Genomic DNA, 22,609 nt, shown 5'->3' on the forward strand with positions numbered 1-22,609 from the left:
TCACACGCCTTCCTTGTGCTGGTGGACGAGCTGCTTGGCATCGACGGGTTCGGGACCATGCGGCGGGGTGAGGTCGGGTTCGACGAGTTCGACGTCGCCCGAGGTGGATTCGCTGGCGTCGGCCAGACGTGACTTGGCACGCCGTTCGATCAGCGACATGAGGATCAGCACCACGATGGCGACGAACATCAGCAGGGTCGCCGCGGCGTAGGCACCGAATTCGTTGTAGTCGTCGGTGTATCGGGAATGGACCAACAGTGTCAGGGTCTGCGAGATACCCGGATAGTTCGACGACACCATGGTGACCGCGCCGTACTCGCCGAGTGAGCGGGCCACGGTGAGGACCACGCCGTAGGTCAGACCCCAGCGGATGGCCGGCAGGGTGACCCGCCAGAACACCTGCCAGGCATTGGCTCCGAGGGTTGCCGCGGCCTCTTCCTGTTCGGTGCCGATCTCGCGGAGCACCGGCTCCACCTCACGGGCGACGAACGGCAGGGTGACGAACAGCGTCGCGAGCACCATGCCGGGGAATCCGAAGATCACCCGGAAGCCCAGGCTCTCGATGCCCCCGAACCAGCCGCCGTAGCCCCACAGCAGGATCAGCGCGACACCGGCGACCACCGGCGACACGGCGAACGGCAGGTCGACGACGGCCTGGAGCAGCCCCTTGCCGGGGAACTTGCCGCGGGCCAGCGCCAGGGCGGTGACCACACCGAACACCACGTTCAGCGGCACCACGATGACGACGATCAGCAGGCTCATCTGCAGGGCGGAGATCGCCGCGGGGGTGGTGATCCACTCCCAGAACTGCACGATGCCGTGTTCGAACGACCGGTAGAAGATGGTGCCGACGGGCACGATCAGCAGGATGAACAGGTAGACGAGTGCGATCGTGCGCAGCCCGTACTTGGTCAGTGGCGAAACCTTCATCGGTCGGCGTCCTCTCGCTTGGACTGCCACCGGCCCGCGACCCGCAGGACGAGCAGTGTCACGAACGCGATCAGTAGCAGGACCACCGAGATCGCGGCCGCGTCGACCGGGGCGTCGATCTCGATCTGCTGCTGGATGTACTGCGACGCCACCTGGGTGTCACCGGGGATGTTGCCACCGATCAGCACCACTGAACCGAACTCGCCGATGGCCCGGGTGAACGCCAGGCCGGCTCCGGTGAGGATGGCCGGCAGCAGCGACGGCATCACGATCTTGCGGAAGATCGTGAGGTTCTTGGCGCCGAGTACTGCCGCGGCCTCCTCGACGTCGACGTCGAGTTCGATGAGCACCGGCTGCACCTGCCGCACCACGAACGGGAGGGTGACGAAGGTCAGGGCGATCACCAGCGCCGGCTTGGTGGCGTTGAGCTGGATGTCGATGGGACTGTTGGGCCCGTACAGCGACAGCAGCACGAGGCTGGCGACGATGGTGGGCAGCGCGAACGGCAGATCGATGATCGCGTTGACGAACCCCTTGCCGGGGAACTCGTCTCGAACCAGCACCCAGGCGATCAGGGTGCCGAACACGACGTTGATCAGTGCCGCGATCACCGAGACGAGCACGGTGATCCACAGGGTGTCGAGGGCTGCGGGTGCGGTGACCGCATCCCAGAAGCCGCTCCACCCGTCGTCGAAGGACTGCACGGTGATCGCGGCGAGCGGCAGCAGCACGATGATGCTGAGCCACAGCCAGGCGATACCGATGGTCGCCGGGCTGACGCCGGCGAAGGTGCGCGAGCGTCCGAGGAATCCGCCCGGTGGGCGGGAATCGGGAACCGGCGTCGCGGTTGCCGACGTCGTCGAATCGACCGAGGTCACTGCCTACCCCCTGCGTCGTAGATCTTGGTGATGGCGCCCTTCTTGCCGAAGAGCGCTTCGTCGACGGCCTTCCAGCCGGTCAGGTCCTTGCCGTCATTGTCCTCGGCGGTGCCCTCACCGAGGACCTTGCCGAGTTCGTTGATGGTCCACAGCTTCTCGATGTCACCCGGGAACAGGTCACGGGTCTGCTCGATGATGGCCGGGTCGACGGGGCGGAAGCCCTGTTCGGCCCAGATCCGCTGTGCCTGCGGGGTGAACAGGTAGTCCACGAACGACCGGGCTCCGGCCAGATCGTCGGAGGTGTTCACCACCGCCACCGGGTTCTCGATCTTGAAGGTCTGCGGCGGGATCACATACTCGACCTGGCTGTTCGCACCGGCGATCGCATTGGCCCGATCGAGCATGATCGCCTCGTTCTCGTAGCTGATCAGCACGTCGCCCTGGCCCTGCTCGAAGGCCGTGGTGGCCTCGCGACCGGACTTGGGCACCACCTTGATGTGGTCGCGAACCAGTTCGGAGATGTAGTCGAGGCCGGCCTGGGAGTTGCGGCCACCGTCGCTGAGTGCGGCATACGGTGCCAGCAGGTTCCACTTGGCGGAGCCGGAACTGCCCGGGTTGGGGGTCACCACCTGCACACCCGGCTTCAGCAGGTCGGCCCAGTCGTGGATGTTCTTCGGGTTGCCCTTGCGGACCACCAGTGCGACCACCGAACCGAACGGGGTGCTGTTGTTGGGTGCCTGTTTCTTCCAGTCCTTGTCGACCAGACCGGCCTTCACCAGACGGGTGATGTCGGGTTCGACCGAGAAGTTCACCACGTCGGCGGGAACTCGGCGGGCGACCTTGCGGGACTGGTCACCGGAGGCGCCGTAGGACACCGAGAAACCGATGTCGTGGCCTTCCGGGGTGGCGCGGAACGCCGGGATAATCTCGTCGTAACCGGTCTTGGGAACTGCGTAGGCGACCAGATCGAGGTGCCGACTGCCGCTGGAGATATCCACTCCACCGGGTTCGTCGGTCGATCCGCCTCCACAGCCCGCGACGAGCACCATCGCCAGTGCCAACAAACACACCAGTACGGGGGTGCCGCGTCGCGTGACGGGGCCAGCGCTCACTGCTTCCTCCAGGGCTCAGCGGGGCCGGTCGAAAGGGCTGCGACCGGCGGGGACCGGATAAAACTAACAACCGCTGAGCCTGCCGATCGCCACCGGAAAACCGGGTCTGGAGTTACGCAGGGCGACGTGCTATCGGGTCAACAGCCACGCCAGGAGAACCAGAATGATGAGCGCCAGCAGCGCCATGGTCACGCGTGAACGGATCACGTCCTACAAACCCTTTCCGTCGTCGTCGGCGAACCGTCGACGATCGATCACCGACATCACGCCATCGACCAGCAGATTCAGCACGATCGCGACCGCGATGGCCAGTGGGACCACCACGATCAGCGTGACCAGCAGCTGAGGGACGAACGACAGTCCGGTGAGCCATTCCTCGACGCCGTCCCACCACGCGAGCACGCCGTCCACAGCCATCACCTCGTCCACTCCGGTCGCCACCGGACTTCAATTCAGCGTGATTCGAACTGGTCTCCCGAGCGCTCCAGGTCGAGCGACGCCGGAGGCGAGTCCGTGCCCATGGTATCGCCCGCGCCGAGCCGAAGAATTCCGCCACCACCACCGCGCCGGGCCAGGCACTGTGCGCCCGGCCGGCCGGGTTCAGTCCAGTCGCCAGTTCTCGTAGGAGCGCGCATCCTCGATCGGTTCGACGTGGATGGTGGGCCGGATGTGGTCGAGGCGGGCGGCGAGGGCGGTCTCGACCTCTTCGGCGAGGTCGTGGCCGCGGGCCACCGACCAGTCCCCCGGCACCAGCATGTGGAACTGGATGAACCGTTCGTGCGCCGATTCGCGGGTGCGCACGTCGTGGAATCGCACGTCGCGGTCGGCGAAGCCGGCCAGTACCTCGTCGATCACGGCGCGGTCGGCGGCGGGCATCGCCGCATCCATCAGACCGGCCGCCGACCGCCACATCACCCGGCCCCCGACGACGAGGATGTTGATCGCCACCGCGATCGCGACCAGCGCATCCAACGGCAGCCATCCGGTGAGTGCGACGAGCGCCACGCCGACGACGACGCCGGCCGACGTCCACACGTCGGCCATCAGGTGTTTGCCGTCGGCCTGCAGGGTCAGCGACCGGTATCGGCCGCCCGCACGCAGCAGCACCACCGCCACCGCCCCGTTCACCGCGGCGGCGATCAGCGAGATGATCAGACCCAGACCGATGCGTTCGAGTTCCTGCGGATGCAGCAGCCGGTCCACCGCGCTCATGATGATCACGACGGCCGCGACGACGATCAGCACACCCTCGAACACCGCCGAGAAGTACTCGGCCTTGGAGTGCCCAAAGTTGTGGCCGGCATCGGCCGGGCGCGCCGCGACCCGCAGGGCGAGGAAGGCCGCCACCGCCGCGGCGAGGTTGACCAGCGATTCCGCGGCATCCGACAGCAGACCCACCGACCCCGACACCTGCCACGCCGAGACCTTCAGCGCGATGGTCACGATCGCCGCGGCGATGCTGAGCAGCGCGAAGCGGGACAGGTCCGGACGTTCGTCGGCGGTCACCCGACCATCAGATCACAACGGTGACGGTGCCGCCGGTGGTCTCAGCCGTGGGCCTCGACCAGGCCCCGACGACGCATCAGCGGTTCGATCCCGGCCTTGCGGCCGATCAGCTTCTCGTGCGCCACAAGCGGATCCACACTGTCGCCGCGGGACAGCGTGGACTCGGCGAATCGGCGCCCGCTGTCCCGTCGGAGTCCGCCCTCGGCCAGGAACCACTGCTCGGTCTCGGCGTCGAGCACCTCCGACCAGATGTAGGAGTAGTAGCCGGCCGAGTACCCACCACCGAAGATGTGGTTGAAGTAGGCGCTGCGATACCGCGGCGGGATGAGTTCGGTACCCACCCCTGCGGTGCGCAGCGCGTCGGCCTCGAAGGCCTCCACGTCGGTGACGGCGGCCGCGGCCTCGGTGGACAGCCGATGCCAGGCCAGGTCGAGGGCCGATGCGGCGAGGTACTCGATGGTGCCGTGCGCGGTGTCGGCACCGGCGTTGGCACGGGCCGCCTCGGCCAGTTCGGCCGGGATCGGTGCGCCGGTCTCGTGGTGACGGGCGTAGTGCGCCAGCACCTGCGGGTGCAGCGCCCACATCTCGTTGACCTGGGACGGGAACTCGACGAAGTCGCGCGGCACCGAAGTGCCCGACTGGGACGGATAGGCCACCGCCGACAGCAACCCGTGCAGGGCATGCCCGAACTCGTGGAACAGCGTGGTGAGCTGGTCGATCGAGAGCAGGCACGGCTCACCGGCGTCGGGTTTGGTCAGGTTGAGCACGTTGACGATGATCGGCGCGGTGGCGAGCACCGCCGACTGGTCGACGATGTTGTTCATCCACGCCCCGCCACGCTTGGACGGCCGCGCGAAATAGTCACCGAGGAACAATCCGATGCTGGTCCCGGCCTCGTCGAAGACCTCCCACACCCGGACGTCGGGATGGTAGGCGTGCAGGTCGGGGCGTTCGGTGAAACTCAGCCCGTACAGGGCGCCTGCCGCGTAGAACACGCCGTCGGTGATGACAGTGTCGAGTTCGCAGTAGTCGGTGAACGCCTCGAGCGACACCTCCGACTGTGAACGTCGTTGCCGTGTCAGCCAATAGGTGACGTCGGCGGCGCCGATGCCTGCGCCGGCCCCCTGGCTGCCCGCGAACTCCGAGATCGCGGCAAGTTCCCGTTCCCCGGCGCGCATCGCCGATCCGATGAGCTCGCCGAGCAACTCGTCGACAGCGGCCGGACTCGGGGCGGTCTGTTCGGCGATCACGTACTCGGCGTGGTCGCGGTAGCCGAGCAGTTCGGCCCGGCGTGCCCGCAGCCGGACGATCTCGAGCACCATCTCCCGCGTGTCGAACTCGTTGTCCCGCGAGCACCGGTGCACCGACGCGTCGAAGACTCGCCGGCGGGTGGCCGGGTCGTTCAGTTCGGTGAGCACCGACTGGCTGGTCGGCAGTTCCAGGGTGATCAGGTGACCTGTGTCGTGGCCGGCCTCGGCGGCCGCACGCCGGGCCGCGGCGATCTCCGCGGCACCGAGGCCGTCGAGGGCCTCGGCGTCGTCGACGAGTACCGCCGAGGCGTTCGTGTCGTCGAGGATCCGCTGCGAGAAGGTGGTGGTCAGGTAGGCCAGCCGGGAGGAGATGGTGCGCATCTCCTGCTGTCCGGCGTCGTCGAGACCCGCGCCCGCGCGCACCGCCTCCCGGTAGCGGGTGTCGAGCAACCGCCGCCGGTCCTCGGTGAGGTCGAGGGTGTCGGCAGCATCGTGCAGCGTCGAGATCCGCTGGAACAGACCCTGATTCATCGCGATGGTGTTCGCATGGTCGGTCAGCAGGGTGGACAGTTCCTGCGAGATCTCGTTGCGCCGCGGGTTGGTGTCGGGCCCGACGAGATTGAAGAAGACACCCGCTGCCCGCGCCAGATCGCGGCCCGACAGTTCGAGCGCCTCGATCGTGTTGGCGAAGGTCGGCGGCTCCGGGTTGTCGGCGATCGCCGACACCTCGCCCAGCTGCGTGGCCGTCGCCGCGGCGAACGCGGGCAGGAAGTCGTCGTCCGAGATCGACGCGAAGTCCGGGAGCCCATGAGGCAGATCACTCTGTGCGAGAACAGGATTCACGTTCGATTCGGCAGACGCCATTACTTCCCCTTCGGTTTGTCACCCGCCGAGTCGGTCGAGAGTGCCGCCACGAAGGCCTCCTGCGGCACCTCGACCCGCCCGATGGTCTTCATCCGCTTCTTGCCTTCCTTCTGCTTCTCGAGCAGCTTGCGCTTACGGCTGATGTCACCGCCGTAGCACTTCGCGAGCACGTCCTTGCGGATCGCCCGGATGTTCTCGCGCGCAATGATCTTCGATCCGATCGCGGCCTGCACCGGAACCTCGAACTGCTGGCGCGGGATCAGCTCCTTGAGCTTGGTGGCCATCTTGTTGCCGTAGCCGTAGGCCGCGTCGCGGTGCACGATGGCACTGAATGCGTCGACGGCCTCTCCCTGCAACAGGATGTCGACCTTGACCAGATCGGCCTCCTGCTCGCCGGCTTCCTCGTAGTCGAGGCTGGCGTAGCCGCGGGTGCGGGACTTCAGCGAATCGAAGAAGTCGAAGATGATCTCGGCCATCGGCATCGTGTAGCGCATCTCCACACGGGTCTCCGACAGGTAGTCCATGCCGCCGAGTTCGCCGCGGCGGGTCTGGCACAGCTCCATGATCGCCCCGATGAACTCGCTGGGCGCGATGATGGTGGTCTTGACGATCGGCTCGAAGATGTTGCGGGCCTTGCCGTCCGGCCAATCCGACGGGTTGGTGACGATATACTCGGTGCCGTCCTCCATCACCACGCGGTAGACCACGTTGGGTGCGGTGGAGATCAGGTCCAGGCCGAACTCGCGCTCGAGCCGCTCCCGGGTGATCTCCATGTGCAGCAGACCGAGGAAGCCGCAGCGGAAACCGAAGCCCAGCGCCACCGACGTCTCCGGCTCGTAGGTCAGTGCGGCGTCGTTGAGCTGCAGCTTGTCCAGTGCGTCACGCAGCACCGGGTAGTCCGAACCGTCCAGCGGATACAGGCCGGAGTACACCATCGGGCGCGGTTCGCGGTAGCCCGTCAGCGGTACGGTCGCACCGTTGCGGGCCGCGGTGACGGTGTCACCGACCTTGGACTGGCGCACATCCTTCACGCCGGTGATCAGATAGCCCACCTCGCCCACGCCGAGCCCCTTGGACGGCTTGGGCTCGGGCGAGACGATGCCCACCTCGAGCAGCTCGTGCGTGGCGCCGGTGGACATCATCGCGATCTTCTCGCGCGGGACGATCTTGCCGTCGACGACGCGGACGTAGGTCACCACACCGCGGTAGGTGTCATAGACCGAGTCGAAGATCATCGCGCGGGCCGGGGCGTCGGGATCGCCGACCGGGGCCGGGATCTGCCGGATCACCTCGTCGAGCAGCGCCGGCACACCCACACCGGTCTTGCCCGACACCCGCAACACGTCGTCGGGTTCGCAGCCGATGATGTGCGCGATCTCCCCGGCGTAGCGGTCGGGGTCGGCGGCGGGCAGGTCGATCTTGTTGAGCACCGGGATGATGGTGAGGTCGTTCTCCATCGCCAGGTACAGGTTCGCCAGGGTCTGCGCCTCGATGCCCTGTGCGGCGTCGACGAGCAGCACCGCACCCTCACACGCCTCGAGGGCACGCGACACCTCGTAGGTGAAGTCGACGTGCCCGGGGGTGTCGATCAGGTGCAGGACGTACTTGTCGTCGCCCACCGTCCACGGCAGCCGCACGTTCTGCGCCTTGATGGTGATGCCGCGCTCACGCTCGATGTCCATCCGGTCGAGGTACTGCGCACGCATCTGCCGCTCCTCGACGACTCCGGTGAGCTGCAGCATCCGGTCGGCCAAGGTGGACTTGCCGTGATCGATGTGCGCGATGATGCAGAAGTTCCGGATCTGCGCGGGATCGGTGAACGTGGTGTCGGCGAAGCTGGAAATCGGGATCGGCTCCTGGTTGGCGCGCCCGGCGGCACGACAGGCGAGGTGGGTGTTTCCCTCCAGTTTGTCATGTCGCCCCGTCCGGGCACCGGGCAGCGGCTCCGATCAGGCCCGGGCGGGGCCTACGCTTGCTGTCCATGACGGTCTCGCCCTTCACCGCCGACGGTGTCGTCGCCGATGTGCACCGCCCCCACACCGACCCGATCGGGCTGGTCGTGCTCGCCCACGGCGCCGGCGGCAACCGCGACGCGAAAATCCTGCACGCCTATGCCGACGAGTTCTGCGGGCGCGGATTCGTCGTCGCCCGCATCGACCTGCCGTACCGGCAACGCCGCCCCAAGGGGCCGCCGAGTCCGTCGACCGCCCCCGCCGACCGGGACGGTATCCGGGCGGCCGTCGCGTCGCTGCGCGGTGAGGCCGACGGCCCCCTCGTGGTCGGCGGTCACTCCTATGGCGGCCGCCAGGTGTCGATGGTGATCGGCGAGGACGGGGGTGGCGCCGACCTGCTCCTGCTCAGCAGCTACCCGCTGCACCCGCCGGGCAAACCGGAACGGGCACGCATCGAGCATCTGCCCGACATCACCGTGCCGACCGTCGTGGTGCACGGTTCCAACGACCCGTTCGCCACCACCGACGAGATCACCGAGGCCCTCACGCTGATCCCGGCACCGACCCGGCTCGTCGAGATCGACAAGGGCGGCCACGACCTCAAACCCGACCGCAAACCCACCGCACCGGAGGCCGCCGACGCGGTCACCGCCCTGCTCGCCGGAGAGCCCTCATGACCCGTCCCACGCCCCGGCACGCCCCGCGTCGCGCCGCCACCGCCGACCTCGCCCGGCGGGTGCTCTACACGCCGCGACTCGACGGCGACGCCGATCCCGGTGAGATCGTGTGGACCTGGGTGCCCTTCGAGGACGACCCGTCCCAGGGCAAGGACCGGCCGGTGCTCGTCGTCGGACGCGACCCCCGTGACGACGATCCCGATCACGTGCTCGGACTGATGCTCTCGAGCAAGGGGCACCGGCGCGACGACGAGAACTGGATGTCGCTGGGTGCCGGCGCGTGGGATTCCGAGCAGCGGGAGAGCTTCATCCGTCTCGACCGCGTGCTGGTGATCGACGACGACGCGATCCGACGCGAGGGCGCGATCCTCGACGAGTCGCGGTTCGCCGTCGTCGCCGCCGAACTGCGGGGCCACTACGGCTGGCGGTGACGCCCACCGATCCGGCGGTTCAGGCCAGGCGGGTGATCTCCACGACGACGTCGAGGTCGCTGGCCTGCCCGCCGGTGTAGATGCCCTTGAGCGGCGAGACATCCGAGTAGTCGCGGCCCACACCCACCGACACGTGCTGTTCGGTGATCGGGGTGGCATTGGTGGGGTCATAGCCCCACCAGGCGCCGGTCCAGGCCTCGATCCAGGCGTGGCTCTGCCCCTCGACGGTCTTGTCGATCTCGGCGTTCGGCTTGGGATGCAGATAGCCCGACACGTAGCGGGAGGGAATCCCCAGCCCGCGCAACATCAGCAGGGTCAGGTGCGCATAGTCCTGGCAGACACCCTTGCGCTCGTTCCACGCGTCGACGGCGGTGGTGTGCACCCCGGTGGTGCCGGGTACGTACTCCATCTCCTCGTTCACGAACCCGCAGACCGCCTCGACCGCCGCCTCCGGATCGAGGCCCTTGGCCAGCCGCCGGGCGGTGGCCACCAGCGACCGGTTCTTGGGGACATAGGCGGTGTTGGAGAGCATCTCGTCGTAGCGGTCCTCGACCGCCTCGGTGCGGATCCCGTCCCAGTCGCGGGCGCGTTCGGGGCCGGGCCGCTCCCCCGGCTCGGTCTCCACCACCGACATCCCCGACACCTCGAGTTCCTCGTGCGGGGCGTGCAGGTCGAAGGCGGTGACCGCGGTACCCCAGTAGTCGGTGTAGCGGTAGGAGCGGGTGGCCGGCACGGTCTCGACGCGATTGACGATCACGTTCTGCCGGTTGTCGCTGCGCGGCGTCAGCCGGGCCTCGTTGTAAGACGAGGTGACCGGGCTCAGGTAGGCAAAGCCCGTCGAATGCACGACCCTCAGTCGCCAGCTCACAGTTCACTCTCCTCGATGACATGCTCCTCGCCGTTGCTGACCCGGGCGTCGGCCCACGACACATACGGCGAGACATGGAAGTACTGGGCGGTGACCGCCTCGTTGACCGACCGGCAGGTGTCCTGCAGGTCGAGCAACCGTTCCTGCAGACCGTCGAGCAGATCGCCGGGTTCGAGGAACTCCAGCGAGCTGCGGGCCCGCCCGAGCAGCAGCAGCGCCTCGGCCTGGGCACCGGTGCGGCTCGGCCCCTTCTCCAGTTCGGCGAGATTCTGCTCGGCCACCCGCAGGGCGTGGAACACCGACCGCGGGAACAACCGGTCCAGAAGCATGAACTCGACGATGTTCTGGGCGTTGATCACGCCGCGGTAGGTGCGCAGAAAGGTGTCGTGGGCGCCGGCCGACACCAGCACGTTGACCCACGCCGGCGAGCCGGAACGGTCACCGGCACGGGCCAGCAGCATGCGGATGGTCATGTCGACGCGTTCCACCGAACGGCCCAGCAGCAGATAGCGGTAGCCGTCGTCGTGGCTGAGGGTGGCGTCGGCGAGACCGGCGAACATCGCCGCCCGGTTCTTCACGTACGAGAGGAACTCGTGCGGACCCAGTCGGCGCGAACGCCGTTCGGCGTCGCCGAGCCCGTTGTAGGTGGTGTTCAGGCACTCCCACATCTCGCTGGAGGTGACCTCGCGTGCGCCGCGGGCGTTCTCGCGGGCCGACCCGATCAGGTCGACGATCGACCCCACCGAATCCGGGTCGTAGGCAACGCGTTCGGTGAGTGACCAAACGTCCAGCGTCGCACCGGGTTCGGGCGGGGTGAGGCCGAGCACCTGGATCACCAGACGCACCAGGCCGTCGGCGTTGGCGGTGGTGTCCTCGAGCAGCTGGTGGATCGAGACGTCCAGAATGCGCGCCATGTCGTCGGCGCGCTCTACGTAGCGGCCGATCCAGTACAGCGATTCGGCGTTGCGGGCCAACATCATTGGTTTGTACCTCCCACATCTGACATGCCACCGCCGACCTGGCCCTGCTGCTGTTGCTGGGTCTGGGTGTGCAGCGGATCGGGGGCGCTCTCGGCGGGCCGGGCCGCGGCCACACCGCTCTTGGTGACGACCTTGGTGCCGCTCATCTCCCGTTCCTCCGGCGAACTGCGCGAGGCCAGCACCCAGGTATCCTTGGAACCGCCGCCCTGGCTGGAGTTCACCACCAGCGACCCCTCGGGCAGGGCGACGCGGGTCAGGCCGCCGGGCAGCACCCACACCGACTCGCCGTCGTTGACCGCGAACGGCCGGAGGTCGACGTGGCGGGGGCTGAGATAGTCGCCGGCCTTGGTCGGCACGGTCGACAACTGCACCACCGGCTGGGCGATCCAGCCGCGCGGATCGTTGCGGACCTTGCGGGCGAGGGTGTCGAGCTCGGCCTTGGTGGCCTCCGGCCCGAAGACGATGCCGTATCCGCCCGATCCCTCCACCGGCTTGACGACGAGTTCGTCGATGCGGTCGAGGACCTCCTCGCATTCTTCGGGCAACCAGCACCGCAGGGTGTCGACGTTGGCGATGATCGGCTTCTCGCCGAGGTAGTAGTCGATGATCTCGGGCACATAGGTGTAGATCAGCTTGTCGTCACCGACACCGTTGCCGACCGCCGAGGAGATCACGACGTTGCCGGCGCGGGCGGCGTTGAGCAGCCCGGCCACACCGAGCATCGAGTCCGGCCGGAACTGCATCGGATCGAGGAAGTCGTCGTCGATCCGCCGGTAGATCACGTCGACGCGCTGCTCCCCCTCGGTGGTGCGCATGTAGACGACGTTGTCGCGGCAGAACAGATCTCGGCCCTCGACGAGCTCCACGCCCATCAGCCGGGCGAGCAGGGAGTGTTCGAAGTAGGCCGAGTTGGCCACACCCGGGGTGAGCACCACGATGTTCGGATCGGCCTCGTTGAACGCCGCCGAGGCCCGCAGTGCGCGCAGCAGATGACTCGGATAGTCGGCGACCGCCCGAACCCGATGCGAGGAGAACAGATCCGGGAAGACGCGCGCCATGGTGCGGCGATTCTCCATCACGTACGACACACCCGACGGTGACCGCAGATTGTCCTCGAGGACCCGGAAGTCGCCGTTGGCATCCCGGATCAGGTCGATGCCCGCGACGTGGATACGAACTCCGTTGGGCGGCCGGATGTTTGCCGCCTGACGGTGAAAGTGCTCACACGAGTGGACAAGTCGCTTCGGCAACACACCGTCGCGCAGGATCTCCTGCTCGCCGTAGATGTCGTCGAGGAACAACTCGAGGGCCTGCACCCGCTGGGTGATACCGGATTCCAGCTTGGTCCATTCCGACGACGAGATCACCCGTGGCACAACGTCCAACGGGAACGGACGCTCCTTGCCCGACAACGAGAAGGTGATGCCCTGATCGATGAACGCCCGCCCGAGGGCGTCGATCCGGGCATCGATGTCCGAGCGCTCGGATTCGGCCATCACCTTGAAGATGCCCTTGTACGCCGACCGGACATCACCGTCGTTGTCGAACATCTCGTCAAAGGCGCGGCCGAATGATCTCGCATCCTCGTAGCCGGCGAAAATACCGGTGTCCGTGGGCTTTACGGAGACCTTTGCCGATTTCGACCTGGCCGTGCGGACATTCGATTTCGCCTTGCCCTCGGCTTTCACCGCGCCCTCGGTCTTCGCCGCAGCCTTGGTGGTGGCCTTCGTGGGGCTGGATTTGCGCGCCTTCTTCGCAGGCACATTCGTCGACGCGGGACTCATAACCTGACATGGTGCTACAAAACCGTCAGTTCGGCACGACGGTCGGCAATTGCGTTCGCCACTACCGGTTCACCGACCATGCCACCGACTGTTCACCGACAGTGCCACCGACTGTGTACCGACCGGGCCCACCGCCTGGTCACCGGCGGTGGGCACCCCGGGCGAGCCGCCCCGCTACGAGCCCTGGTCGAGGCCCATCGAGCGGCGCACGGCCAGCGCCTTGCGCCGGGCCCGGCGCACCACGTTCATCGCCCGCGTCCGCGGCCCCGGTCCCCGTCTGGGCATCGGCATCGTCTTGACGAGTTCGGAGAGGGTGTCGAGTGCCACATCGAGCACTTCCTCGGTGGTGGGCTCGACGTGGCTGTCGGTGTCCTCGCGTGGCACCCGCAGGTCGTCGAGGCTGCCCACCACCTGGTAGCCGGCCGAGGTGACCGCGTTGACCATCACGTCGGCCTGATCGGCCGCCCACAACCGTTGCGCCGGGGACAGACCCTGCGGGACACCCTCCCGATCCTTGAACAGGATCTGGCCGATCAGCTCACCCTTCACGACGCGCTCATAGCGTTCCCAGGCGATGTCGTCGGGTTGTAACCGCAGGTTCAGCGCACGCAGGAACTCGGTCTGGGGCGCCGACAACGACGAGTTGAGACCGGGCACCGGGATGGTGAGCGCGGCCGGGTCCACACCGAGGACGTGCAGGAAGCGTTCCCACAGGCCGTCCCCGGGCACCCCGCGGGTGCGCGGGACGGTCACCACGTGCACATGGTCGGCGCCGACGACGTGCGCCCAGCGCCGCAGGATCCCGACGTGGTCCTGGAACTCCCAGAACGGCTCCTCGTCGGGCAGCAGTCCCCCGACCGACAGCGACAGCTGACCGTCGACCGGCCTGGTGTGCACCCGCACCGAATCGACGAACTCGCCGAACGACGCCCGCCGCTGGTTCTTCACGTTCTCCTGCCACACCGACGGGAGCTGCCGTCCGAGATCGCGGACCGTGGCCACCACGTGCACCTCGTCGGCGAAGGAGAGATCGCCGACGAGCTTGGCGATGTGCTCCTCGGTGGCCGTGGCGAACAGCTCGTGGGAGATCAAGGAGGTCTGCGGCCACGCCTGCATCTGGGCGACCAGCGTCGGCCAGGCATGGTCGAAGGCCGGGTCCACCCAGTCGAGGTATCGCTCGGGCTGCAGGTGCACCGCCGCATGGAAGTGGTCGGAGATGACATTGCCGGGATAGAGGAGCCCGGATTCCCGCAGCGCGAGGTCGCGATTGCGCCACAGCCGATCCTGCAGATGAGTGGTTCCGGTCTTGGGCAACCCGACGTGGACGTAAACGGCAGACATGATGACTGCAGAGCCTAGGGGACGGACCTGTCAGTTCGATCGGGACGGTATCGTTGCGGTGCGATCGGTTGCCGGCACTGCCCCGACCTCCCGCCCGAACCCCCGATCCGGGTACCGTTCTGCCGGGATTTGGGGCGCTACGTGTCCGGCTGGTAAACTCGATCGCTGTCGCAGCGTCGGTCGTGATCACCCTCGGGGGTCGCCGTCGGAGCTGCTCAGGAGCAGTCCCGACCGAGTCGGCGCCCCACACACCCACGGCGACGTGGGTGGCGGGTTGTCCGGGCGAGACCACCCGACAACCGCACGAGAAGACATTCCCGAACAGACAGACGAGGTATATACGCGTGGCTAACATCAAGTCGCAGGTCAAGCGCAACCGCACCAACGAGATCCGCCGTCAGCGCAACCAGTCGATCAAGTCGTCGCTGCGCACCGCGGTCCGTGGCTTCCGCGAGGCCGTCGACGCCGGTGACAAGGACAAGGCCGGCGAGCTGCTGGCCAGCACCAGCCGCAAGCTCGACAAGGCTGCCAGCAAGGGCATCATCCACGCCAACCAGGCCGCCAACAAGAAGTCGGCGATGGCCCTGGCGCTGAACAAGCTCTGAGCCTTCTGACTCTTCCGGGTTCACACCTCCCGACCGGTCGCCTCGCGCGATCGGTCGGCGGCTCCCGCCTTCGGCGGTCCTGAGCCGGTGATCCCAGCACTCACCCCGGTGACGCCACGCGGTCACCGGGGTGAACTGCGTTCCCAGGTGGGATGGTCGGGCGGAGCCACCGTGACGGGCGTATGCCCGCCACGCGGTTCTCACCCCGCCCGGCGACGTCCCGCCGGCCGCAGCTCGGCCACCTTCGACACCGCACTGACCAATGCGAAATCGGCGTCGGCGGCTTGGCCTTTCACGTCCCCGTTGAGACCGGCGACCACCACGACGGCCTGCGCGATCGACGCCGAATCCCACGCCTTCGCCTGCGTCTGGACCTTCTGCACCCGCGTCGGCGGCATACCCAGTTCGGATGCCGCCGACGCCGCCCCGACGTTGCCCATCGCACGTACCCGGGCGATCGAGTGGACCGCCTCGGCGAGCGCATCGGCGAGCAGCACCCGCGCCACGCCATGGTGCAGCGCCCACGCCAGTGACTCCAGCGCCCCGGCACGATCGCCCGCGACGGCGCAGTCGGCGACCTCGAAGCCGGTGACCTCGGGGCGTCCCTGGTAGTAGAGGCGGACCTTCTCCTCGGTGACCTTGCCACCGGTGTCGGCGACGAGCTGGGCACACGCTGCGGCCAGTTCACGAAGCTGTGCACCGACGGATTCGACGACGAGTTCCACGATGTCGTTGGACGCTCTCACCCCGAGTTGCCGGAACTCGTTGCGGACAAAGGTCATCCGCTCCGACGGCCATCGGGGCGTCTCGCAGGAGTGCTCGGCGGCTCCGGCCTTGCGCAGATCCGACACCATCGACTTGGCGCGTCCGCCACCGGTGTGGATCACCATCAGGGTCACACCGTCGGGCAATGCGGCGGCGGTCTCGGAGATGAGGGCAGCCGGGGCCTTACCCGCCTCGGCAGCTGCCTCGACCACCACGATCCGTTCCTCGGCGAACAGGGACGGGCTGAGCAGCTCGGCGATCTCCGGGCCGGTGACGTCACCGGCGCGCACCCGGGTCACCGGGACGTCGGTGCCACTGGCCTCCGACCGCTCGGTGGCCACCGCATCGATCACCCGCCCGGTCAGAAAGTCGTCGTCCCCCAGCAGCAGATGCAGACGTTCGCTCACGCGTCCATGCTGCCAGGTGGCACCGACAGCCGGTTCTCGGGTCGGTGGTGATCACCCCGACGACAGAGCCAACCACGTCGACCACCAACCCACCACGATGATTGAGCCGACATAACCCGCAGACTTCGAACCCAGCACGATGATTGAGCCGACGAGGAGCGCAGCGACAAGTCGAGTCGAAATCTCCGCAGGCCGAACCCGCCAACGCGACCACCCCCGACGCAACCAGCACCAGCACCACCACCACCACCACCACGATGATTGAGCCGACGAGGAGCGCAGCGACAAGTCGAGTCGAAATCTCCGCAGGCCGAGCTCGCCGACGCGACCACCCCGAACATCACCACCACCACGATGATTGAGCCGACGAGGAGCGCAGCGACAAGTCGAGTCGAAATCTCCGCAGGCCGAACTCGCCGACGCGACCACCTCCGACGTAACCACCTCAACACGGTCACCGTTGTCCCTCGACGACGCGGCGACGCAGCCACACGGTCCCCGCGCCGACGACCAGCGTCACCCCGCCGACGAGCACCGCACCCACCCAGCCGTCGGGCACCGAGATCTGCGCCCACTCCCACGACCCGAGATGCCGGGCGCAGAAGATCATCCACCACATCTCCGCCGACAACGACCGGATCAACAGCTCCGCCGCCACCACCGACCACCCGTCGGACGGCCCGAGCGCCGCGAGCACGGCCGCCCCGGTCCCGACGATCCCGATCACCCCGACCACCGGCGCCACCGCCACGTTCGCGATCACCGACACCACCGAGAACGTGCCGAACCCGAGTGCGATCAACGGGGCGGTCACCACCTGCGCGGCGATCGCCATGGCGAGCACCTCCGCCAATCCCGGCGGGACCCACCATGATCGGAGCACATCCCGCACCGACGGCGACAACATGACCAGGCCCGCGGTCGCCGCCACCGACAAAGCGAACCCCGGGGCACGCGCGAGTTCGGGCCACCACAGCACTCCCCCGATCACCGCCGCCCCCAATGCCGGCAACGCCTGTGAGCGGCGCGCCGTCACCAGCGCCAGCAACCCGATCACCCCCATCATCGCCGCCCGCAACACACTCGGCGTCGGCCGCACCACCACGACAAAACCCAGGATCACCAGCACTCCACACACGGCGACCACTTTCGGCGGTGCACCGAGCAACCGGATCAGCCCGATCACCGCTCCACACACGATCGCGAAGTTGGCCCCACTGACCGCGGTCAGGTGACTCAGCCCGGCTGCGCGGAAGTCGTCCTCGAGGTCCGGGGCGAGCGCGCTGTCGTCGCCGAGTACCAGACCCGGGAACAGCCCTGCGGCGTCGGCTGGGAGCGACCGTGAGGTGGCCTGCTGCAGCCGATCCCGGATGTGCGTCGCCGCCCGTTGCAACGGTGGCGGCCGCCCCAGCAGGCGGGGTTGCCCGGATGCGGTCAGCCGCGCGACGACGAGTCCCGGCATCGGTGCCGCCCGAATCGACACCAGTGCGCGGACGTGTTGTCCCGGGGACAGCGCGCTCCATGTCTCGGTGGCGATCACCTCCACCGGGGCCGGCCGGACGGTGCGGGATCCGATCGCGCCGATGTCGGCCCGGATCCGTACCCGTCCCCCGCCTGCGGGTCCGAAGTCCACCGGGTCCTCACGCACGGTCACCACCACGGTGGCCTTCCCCCGCATGTCCCGCAGCGGATGGGCGTCACGGACCTCGAGCCGCAATGCCATTGCGGCCGCACACGTGGCGGCCATCGCGGCGCCCACCACGATGGGACCGGCGAACTCCCAGCGCAGCAGCCCTTTCCGCTGCGCGATGAGGGTGGCGGCACCGATGACGAACGCGCCCACCGCGATGACGGCGGCAGTCGTCGGCGACACACCGAGGCAGATCGCGGTGATCACCCACACCACCAGGGCCGGAAGTGCCAGGCGCAGATCCACCGACGTCAGACCGTGACCAGCGACCGGAGTTTCGCCAGTCGTGCCGGGCCGATCCCGTCGACCTCCCCCAACTGATCGACCGACCCGAACCTCCCGTTGCGCGTTCGCCACTCGATGATCGCCTGCGCCGTCACCGGACCCACTCCCGGCAATGCGTCGAGTTGTTCGGCGGTGGCGGTGTTCAGGTCGACCAACCCCGATGCCGGTGCGGCGCCGCCAGTTCCAGGCGACGCCGCGCCGCCCGAACCCCCAGACGCACCCGGGGCGGCTGCACCTGCGGTGGCGACGACGGTGCTGCGCAACGACATCTGCCCCTCACCACCGGCATATCCGACGAGCACCTGGTCTCCGTCGTGGACGATCTGGGCCAGGTTCAGCGAGACCGTGTCGGCGCCGGTCCGTGCACCGCCCGCCGCCGCGATCGCCTCGGCGACACGGGAGTTCGGCGGCAACCTCACCAGACCCGGTTTGTGGACGAGTCCGACCACGCTCACCACCACCTCGGTCGCCGGCGTCGCGGGCGGCACCGCAGGTTGGCCTGCCCCCGACGCCCCGTCCCCGCTCGGCACCGCCCCGCTCGGTATGGCCCCGCTCGATGCCGCCGCCGTCGGACCCGCTGCGGGAAACTCCACCAGCGGCGCCGACTCCGATTCACCGAACAGGCCGTAAGCGGCCACCGCACAGGCGATCACACCGACCAGGATGATCGCGATCGCACCCGGTGGTGCCACCGCGAATCGCCGACGCGGGCGGTGACCGGGGTCGTCGTCGGGGTCGGCATCGGCATCGTCGTCGAGGTCGTCGATGTCGAAGTCGGATGCCGAGGTGTCGAGCCACGCCGGGATGGCGGCCGGCGACCAGCCCGGATCGGGCGCCTGGTCGGCATCGTCGGCGTCGTCGGGGTCATCGACCGGCACCGGAGCCGGCAGTGGAGACAGCCGGTCCAGCCCCGACGCTCGGCGCGGGCCGGATCGTGCTGTCCGAGAGGTCTCGCTCATGCGGCCACGGTAGGTTCCCCGGGGACCGATTCCGACAGGCTCGGTCGAGTCGAGGCCGATCTGTGGACCGTGACGGTTCTGTGGACAATAGCTCGGTCGGTTCCGATGGCCGATGCCGTTCACGCAGCGTAATCGGCGCGCCGACTCCGGGTTCGGTGCGTTTCGGCACGGTAGGCTGCCACCGTGAGCGCACTCATCAAAGGCCAGAACGGTCCGCTGACGTCCCCCGAGATCATAGTCGACGTGGAGTTCGCGGCGCTCGCAGACGTGTCGGCCCTGCTGGTGACCGATCAGGCGGTGGTGCGCAACGACGCCGACTTCGTCTTCTACAACCAACCGAGCGGACCGGGCGTCGACCTGCGGCCCGGCCCCGGACGACTGGGCCGTCTGCACATCAGCACCGGACGAATCCCTGCCGAGATCGCCGCCGTCCGCACGGTTCTCACCCTCGACGACGCCGGGCTGACCTTCGGCGGGTTCCCCGCACCCACCGCCCGGCTGCTCGACCAGAACGGGACCGAGCTGTACTCGTTCGCCATCGACGGACTCTCGAGCGAGTCGGTGGTGGTCGCCGTCGAGGTCTACCGACGCAACCGGGAATGGAAGGTCCGTGCCATCGGGCAGGGATATGCCGGCGGTTTCGCCGAGTTGGTCCGCGACCACGGGGTGAGCGTCGATGACGAACCCGCACCGCCCCAACCGATGCCATCCCAGCCGGCACCATCCCAGCCGATGTCACCGCCGGATGCGCCGACGCCTGCCGCGCCACCGGCCCCGGAGATCAGTCTCAGCAAGGCCCGCCCGGTGAACCTGACCAAGGGCCAGCGGGTGGTGCTGCGCAAGGACGGTGGCGTCCCGCTCACCGACATCACCATGGGCCTCGGCTGGGACCCGGCCCGCGGCGGCCGGATCGACCTGGACGCCTCGGTGCTGATGTACTCCGGCGGCGAGTGTGTGGAGATCGTCTGCTTCTACCATCTGCGCAGCCAGGACGGCTCCATCGTGCACTCCGGGGACAACCTCACCGGCCGTGGTGACGGCGACGACGAAACCATCTCGCTGGCACTGCAACGGATTCCACCCCACATCGACAGACTCGGCTTCACCGTCACCTCGTTCATGGGGCAGTCGTTCAAATCGGTGCGCAACGCCTACTGCCGCCTGGTGGACTCCACCACCGGCGCCGAACTCGCCCGCTACACCCTCAACGAGAAGGTGCCGTACACCGCGATGCTGATGGCCGTCATCGACCGGCAGAACGGTGAATGGAAGCTGCGGGCCGTCGGCGAGGGATTCCGGGCCCGGACACCGAAGAAGGCCGCCAAGCAGGCGCGGCAGTTCCTCTGATGCAGCGCCCGGTCGACGAGAAGTGGCGCCCGATCAACGAGAAGTAGCGCCCGGTCAACGAGAAGTAGCGCCCGATCAACGAGAAGTAGCGCCCGATCAACGAGAAGTAGCGCCCGGTCAACGCAACGAGGCGCCCGGTCAACGGGATTCGGGCCGGTCGGATCGCGTACCGGTCAGTGGGATCGCACCGACCGCCCGCTCAGCATCCCGACCGCCCACCCATCCCGGCCACCCCAGGATCCCGGCCACCCAGCGATCCGAGCCACCCAGTCTGGCGACCGTTCCGGGAGGAGCGACTAAACTACTCCGGGATGACGTCGGCGCAGGGGATCGGGTCGAGGTGTGTGGTGAGCGAGGCACCCACGGCCCCGGGACCGATGTGCGAGCCCAGGATCGGGCCGAGGTCGACGGTCAGCTGCGAGGTCACCACCCGCAGTTTCGACCGCAGTTCACCGGCGAGTTCGGTGGCCGCCTCGGGGGCCTGGCAATGCTGGATTCCGAGGGTCACCGCGCGACCGTCGGCGAATTCCACGGCCGTCTCGACGAGCCGGGTGATCGCCTTGGAGAACGTGCGATGCCGGTCCCGGAGCACCAGCATGCCGTCGTCGAGGGCGAGGATCGGCTTGATCGACAATGCCGATCCGAGCAGTCGGCTGGCGGCGCTGATCCGTCCGCTGTTGCGGAGGTTGTCCAGCTGTTGCACCGCGATCAGCGACTCGATGGTCGCCGCCTGCCGGATCGCGGCCTCATAGGCACGGTCTCGGTCGGCGCCGGCCTCGGCGGCCTGGGCGGCGGCGATCGCGGCGAAGCCCACCGCCAGTCCCACCGACCGCGAATCCACCACCCGGATCAGTCCGGGGTACTTCTCGGCGGCCAGACGCGCGGCACTCCATGTCCCCGACAGCCGGCGCGACATCATCACCGCCACCACCCCGGCACCCTCGCTGGCCTCGACGGCCTCGCCGAAGACCTCACCGAGATCGTGGGGGTTGGCCCCCGACGTGGTGACGCCGGGACTGGTCAGCAGATCGTCGGGGATGTCGTCGACACCCTCGCGGTAGTCGACGCCGTCGAGCGACAGATGCAGCGGCACCACACCCATGCGGTAGTGCTCGACGATCCCCGCCGGAAGGCGCGAGGAGGAATCTGTGACGACGACGACAGGCACGTACCTACGTTAGCCGGTGCGGACCCGGCTCATGCGTGGGGCGTCGACACTCCGGTGGCCCGCGCGATCACCGGGACCGCGGCCACCGCGATCTGCCGGTGACACTCGAAGCCCCAGTGGATGCCGTCGGGATTCATCTCCGACATCGGGTCGTCGAAGGCATCCCGAGTGATCGGGTACAGGTCGACAGTCGGTGCTCCCGCGGACTCCGCCCAGCGCAGCATCGCTGCGGTGGTCGGGATCCGGCCGCGATGCACATTCCCGTAGTAGGGGCTGCGATGTGTGGACGGCAGGACCACCACGATCGGCAGGTCCGGCCGCAACTGTCGCAGTGCCCCACCGATTTTCGCGAGATACTCGGTGGTCACGCGCGGCGGCAGCGCCATCGGCCAGCCGAGGTGGGCGGCCCGGGGCTGCACCCACTGGTATCCGTCGCGCACGATCTGCCGCAGCCGCGACGGACGCAGATACCGGATCTGTTCGCGGACCGCGGTCGGCAGCGGCGACGGCAACGAGTCCATCCCGCCGACGGCGAGCACCACCACCGACGCGGTCGGTACCGACGCCCAGATGTTGGGGTCCTGGGTCAGCGCCCACCACACGTCACGCGAGGTCCAGCCGACCCGCCCGAACAGCTTCACCCGCATACCGAGTTCGTCGCCGACGAGGTTCGGCCAGATCCGCGGGTCGTCGGCGGGCAGCCCGCCCTTGGGTCCGTAGTAGCTCAGCGAGTCGGTCAGCACGAGGATCTCCCCGGCCGGGGCCTGCGCGTCGCCCGATTCCGGATTCCCCTGCTGCAGGTGCTCCGGT

Annotated in this window: 20 protein-coding genes; 4 read left to right on the top strand and 16 right to left on the bottom strand. The window is 68.2% G+C overall.

What is annotated here, in order from left to right; genetic code table 11:
- The 7 genes from cysW to lepA form a co-directional block, all read right to left on the bottom strand.
- Positions 1-930, bottom strand: a complete 930-nt coding sequence (cysW, locus tag GD1_RS00515; RefSeq protein ID WP_020792786.1) for a sulfate ABC transporter permease subunit CysW — start codon at positions 928-930, stop codon at positions 1-3.
- Positions 927-1,808, bottom strand: coding sequence for a sulfate ABC transporter permease subunit CysT (cysT, locus tag GD1_RS00520; RefSeq protein ID WP_020792784.1), 882 nt, complete (start codon positions 1,806-1,808; stop codon positions 927-929). The genes cysW and cysT overlap by 4 nt, the downstream gene beginning before the upstream one ends.
- On the bottom strand, positions 1,805-2,920 hold the full coding sequence (locus GD1_RS00525) for a sulfate ABC transporter substrate-binding protein (protein ID WP_059034969.1): 1,116 nt from the start codon (positions 2,918-2,920) through the stop codon (positions 1,805-1,807). Before GD1_RS00525 ends, cysT begins: the two co-directional genes overlap by 4 nt.
- Positions 2,921-3,130: 210 nt before the next feature.
- Complete coding sequence (locus tag GD1_RS00530; RefSeq protein WP_053777620.1) at positions 3,131-3,337, bottom strand: hypothetical protein; 207 nt, start codon at positions 3,335-3,337, stop codon at positions 3,131-3,133.
- 183 nt (positions 3,338-3,520) lie between these two features.
- Positions 3,521-4,426, bottom strand: a complete 906-nt coding sequence (locus tag GD1_RS00535; RefSeq protein ID WP_059034972.1) for a cation diffusion facilitator family transporter — start codon at positions 4,424-4,426, stop codon at positions 3,521-3,523.
- A 41-nt stretch (positions 4,427-4,467) separates the two neighbouring features.
- Positions 4,468-6,540, bottom strand: a complete 2,073-nt coding sequence (locus GD1_RS00540; RefSeq protein WP_059034974.1) for a M3 family metallopeptidase — start codon at positions 6,538-6,540, stop codon at positions 4,468-4,470.
- Complete coding sequence (lepA, locus tag GD1_RS00545; RefSeq protein WP_152972788.1) at positions 6,540-8,447, bottom strand: translation elongation factor 4; 1,908 nt, start codon at positions 8,445-8,447, stop codon at positions 6,540-6,542. The genes GD1_RS00540 and lepA overlap by 1 nt, the downstream gene beginning before the upstream one ends.
- Before the next feature lie 74 nt (positions 8,448-8,521).
- Here lepA and GD1_RS00550 point away from each other — a divergent pair, with 74 nt between their 5' ends.
- Both GD1_RS00550 and GD1_RS00555 read left to right on the top strand, forming a co-directional pair.
- On the top strand, positions 8,522-9,169 hold the full coding sequence (locus GD1_RS00550) for an alpha/beta hydrolase family protein (protein ID WP_059034976.1): 648 nt from the start codon (positions 8,522-8,524) through the stop codon (positions 9,167-9,169).
- Positions 9,166-9,600 carry a type II toxin-antitoxin system PemK/MazF family toxin gene (locus GD1_RS00555; protein WP_059034978.1) on the top strand — a complete coding sequence of 145 codons (435 nt, stop codon included), beginning with the start codon at positions 9,166-9,168 and terminating at the stop codon, positions 9,598-9,600. Before GD1_RS00550 ends, GD1_RS00555 begins: the two co-directional genes overlap by 4 nt.
- Positions 9,601-9,619: 19 nt before the next feature.
- On the opposite strand, the gene GD1_RS00560 is transcribed toward GD1_RS00555, so the two are convergent.
- The 4 genes from GD1_RS00560 to GD1_RS00580 form a co-directional block, all read right to left on the bottom strand.
- Positions 9,620-10,468 (bottom strand): transglutaminase family protein, encoded by an 849-nt coding sequence (locus tag GD1_RS00560; RefSeq protein WP_053777591.1) that lies wholly within the window; start codon positions 10,466-10,468, stop codon positions 9,620-9,622.
- A complete protein-coding gene (locus GD1_RS00565; RefSeq protein WP_020791015.1) occupies positions 10,465-11,448 on the bottom strand; it encodes an alpha-E domain-containing protein in 984 nt (327 codons plus the stop codon). Before GD1_RS00565 ends, GD1_RS00560 begins: the two co-directional genes overlap by 4 nt.
- Positions 11,445-13,232, bottom strand: a complete 1,788-nt coding sequence (locus tag GD1_RS00570; protein ID WP_020791018.1) for a circularly permuted type 2 ATP-grasp protein — start codon at positions 13,230-13,232, stop codon at positions 11,445-11,447. Before GD1_RS00570 ends, GD1_RS00565 begins: the two co-directional genes overlap by 4 nt.
- A 174-nt stretch (positions 13,233-13,406) precedes the next feature.
- The gene (locus tag GD1_RS00580) at positions 13,407-14,573 is read right to left on the bottom strand and encodes a hypothetical protein (RefSeq protein ID WP_059034979.1); all 1,167 of its coding nucleotides are present in this window, start codon (positions 14,571-14,573) and stop codon (positions 13,407-13,409) included.
- A 344-nt stretch (positions 14,574-14,917) separates the two neighbouring features.
- Here GD1_RS00580 and rpsT point away from each other — a divergent pair, with 344 nt between their 5' ends.
- Positions 14,918-15,178, top strand: a complete 261-nt coding sequence (gene rpsT, locus GD1_RS00585) for a 30S ribosomal protein S20 (RefSeq protein WP_020792205.1) — start codon at positions 14,918-14,920, stop codon at positions 15,176-15,178.
- A 200-nt stretch (positions 15,179-15,378) separates the two neighbouring features.
- Here rpsT and holA read toward each other — a convergent pair whose 3' ends face one another.
- The 3 genes from holA to GD1_RS00600 all read right to left on the bottom strand — a co-directional run bounded on the left by holA (position 15,379) and on the right by GD1_RS00600 (position 19,284).
- The gene (gene holA / locus GD1_RS00590) at positions 15,379-16,350 is read right to left on the bottom strand and encodes a DNA polymerase III subunit delta (RefSeq protein WP_059034981.1); all 972 of its coding nucleotides are present in this window, start codon (positions 16,348-16,350) and stop codon (positions 15,379-15,381) included.
- Positions 16,351-16,804: 454 nt separating this feature from the next.
- Positions 16,805-18,286: a ComEC/Rec2 family competence protein gene (locus GD1_RS00595; RefSeq protein WP_059034983.1), complete on the bottom strand. Its 1,482-nt coding sequence runs from the start codon at positions 18,284-18,286 to the stop codon at positions 16,805-16,807.
- 5 nt (positions 18,287-18,291) lie between these two features.
- Positions 18,292-19,284 (bottom strand): ComEA family DNA-binding protein, encoded by a 993-nt coding sequence (locus GD1_RS00600; protein ID WP_059035032.1) that lies wholly within the window; start codon positions 19,282-19,284, stop codon positions 18,292-18,294.
- Positions 19,285-19,467: 183 nt separating this feature from the next.
- Between GD1_RS00600 and GD1_RS00605 the strand changes: the two genes are divergently transcribed.
- Positions 19,468-20,631: a TerD family protein gene (locus GD1_RS00605; protein ID WP_059034985.1), complete on the top strand. Its 1,164-nt coding sequence runs from the start codon at positions 19,468-19,470 to the stop codon at positions 20,629-20,631.
- Between the two features lie 301 nt (positions 20,632-20,932).
- Here GD1_RS00605 and GD1_RS00610 read toward each other — a convergent pair whose 3' ends face one another.
- Positions 20,933-21,799: a DegV family protein gene (locus tag GD1_RS00610; RefSeq protein WP_059034987.1), complete on the bottom strand. Its 867-nt coding sequence runs from the start codon at positions 21,797-21,799 to the stop codon at positions 20,933-20,935.
- A 29-nt stretch (positions 21,800-21,828) separates the two neighbouring features.
- Positions 21,829-22,599, bottom strand: a complete 771-nt coding sequence (gene octT / locus GD1_RS00615) for a diglucosylglycerate octanoyltransferase (RefSeq protein ID WP_059035034.1) — start codon at positions 22,597-22,599, stop codon at positions 21,829-21,831.
- Positions 22,600-22,609: the final 10 nt, after the last annotated feature.

Source organism: Gordonia desulfuricans NBRC 100010, from assembly GCF_001485495.1.
Taxonomy (GTDB): Bacteria; Actinomycetota; Actinomycetes; order Mycobacteriales; family Mycobacteriaceae; genus Gordonia; species Gordonia desulfuricans.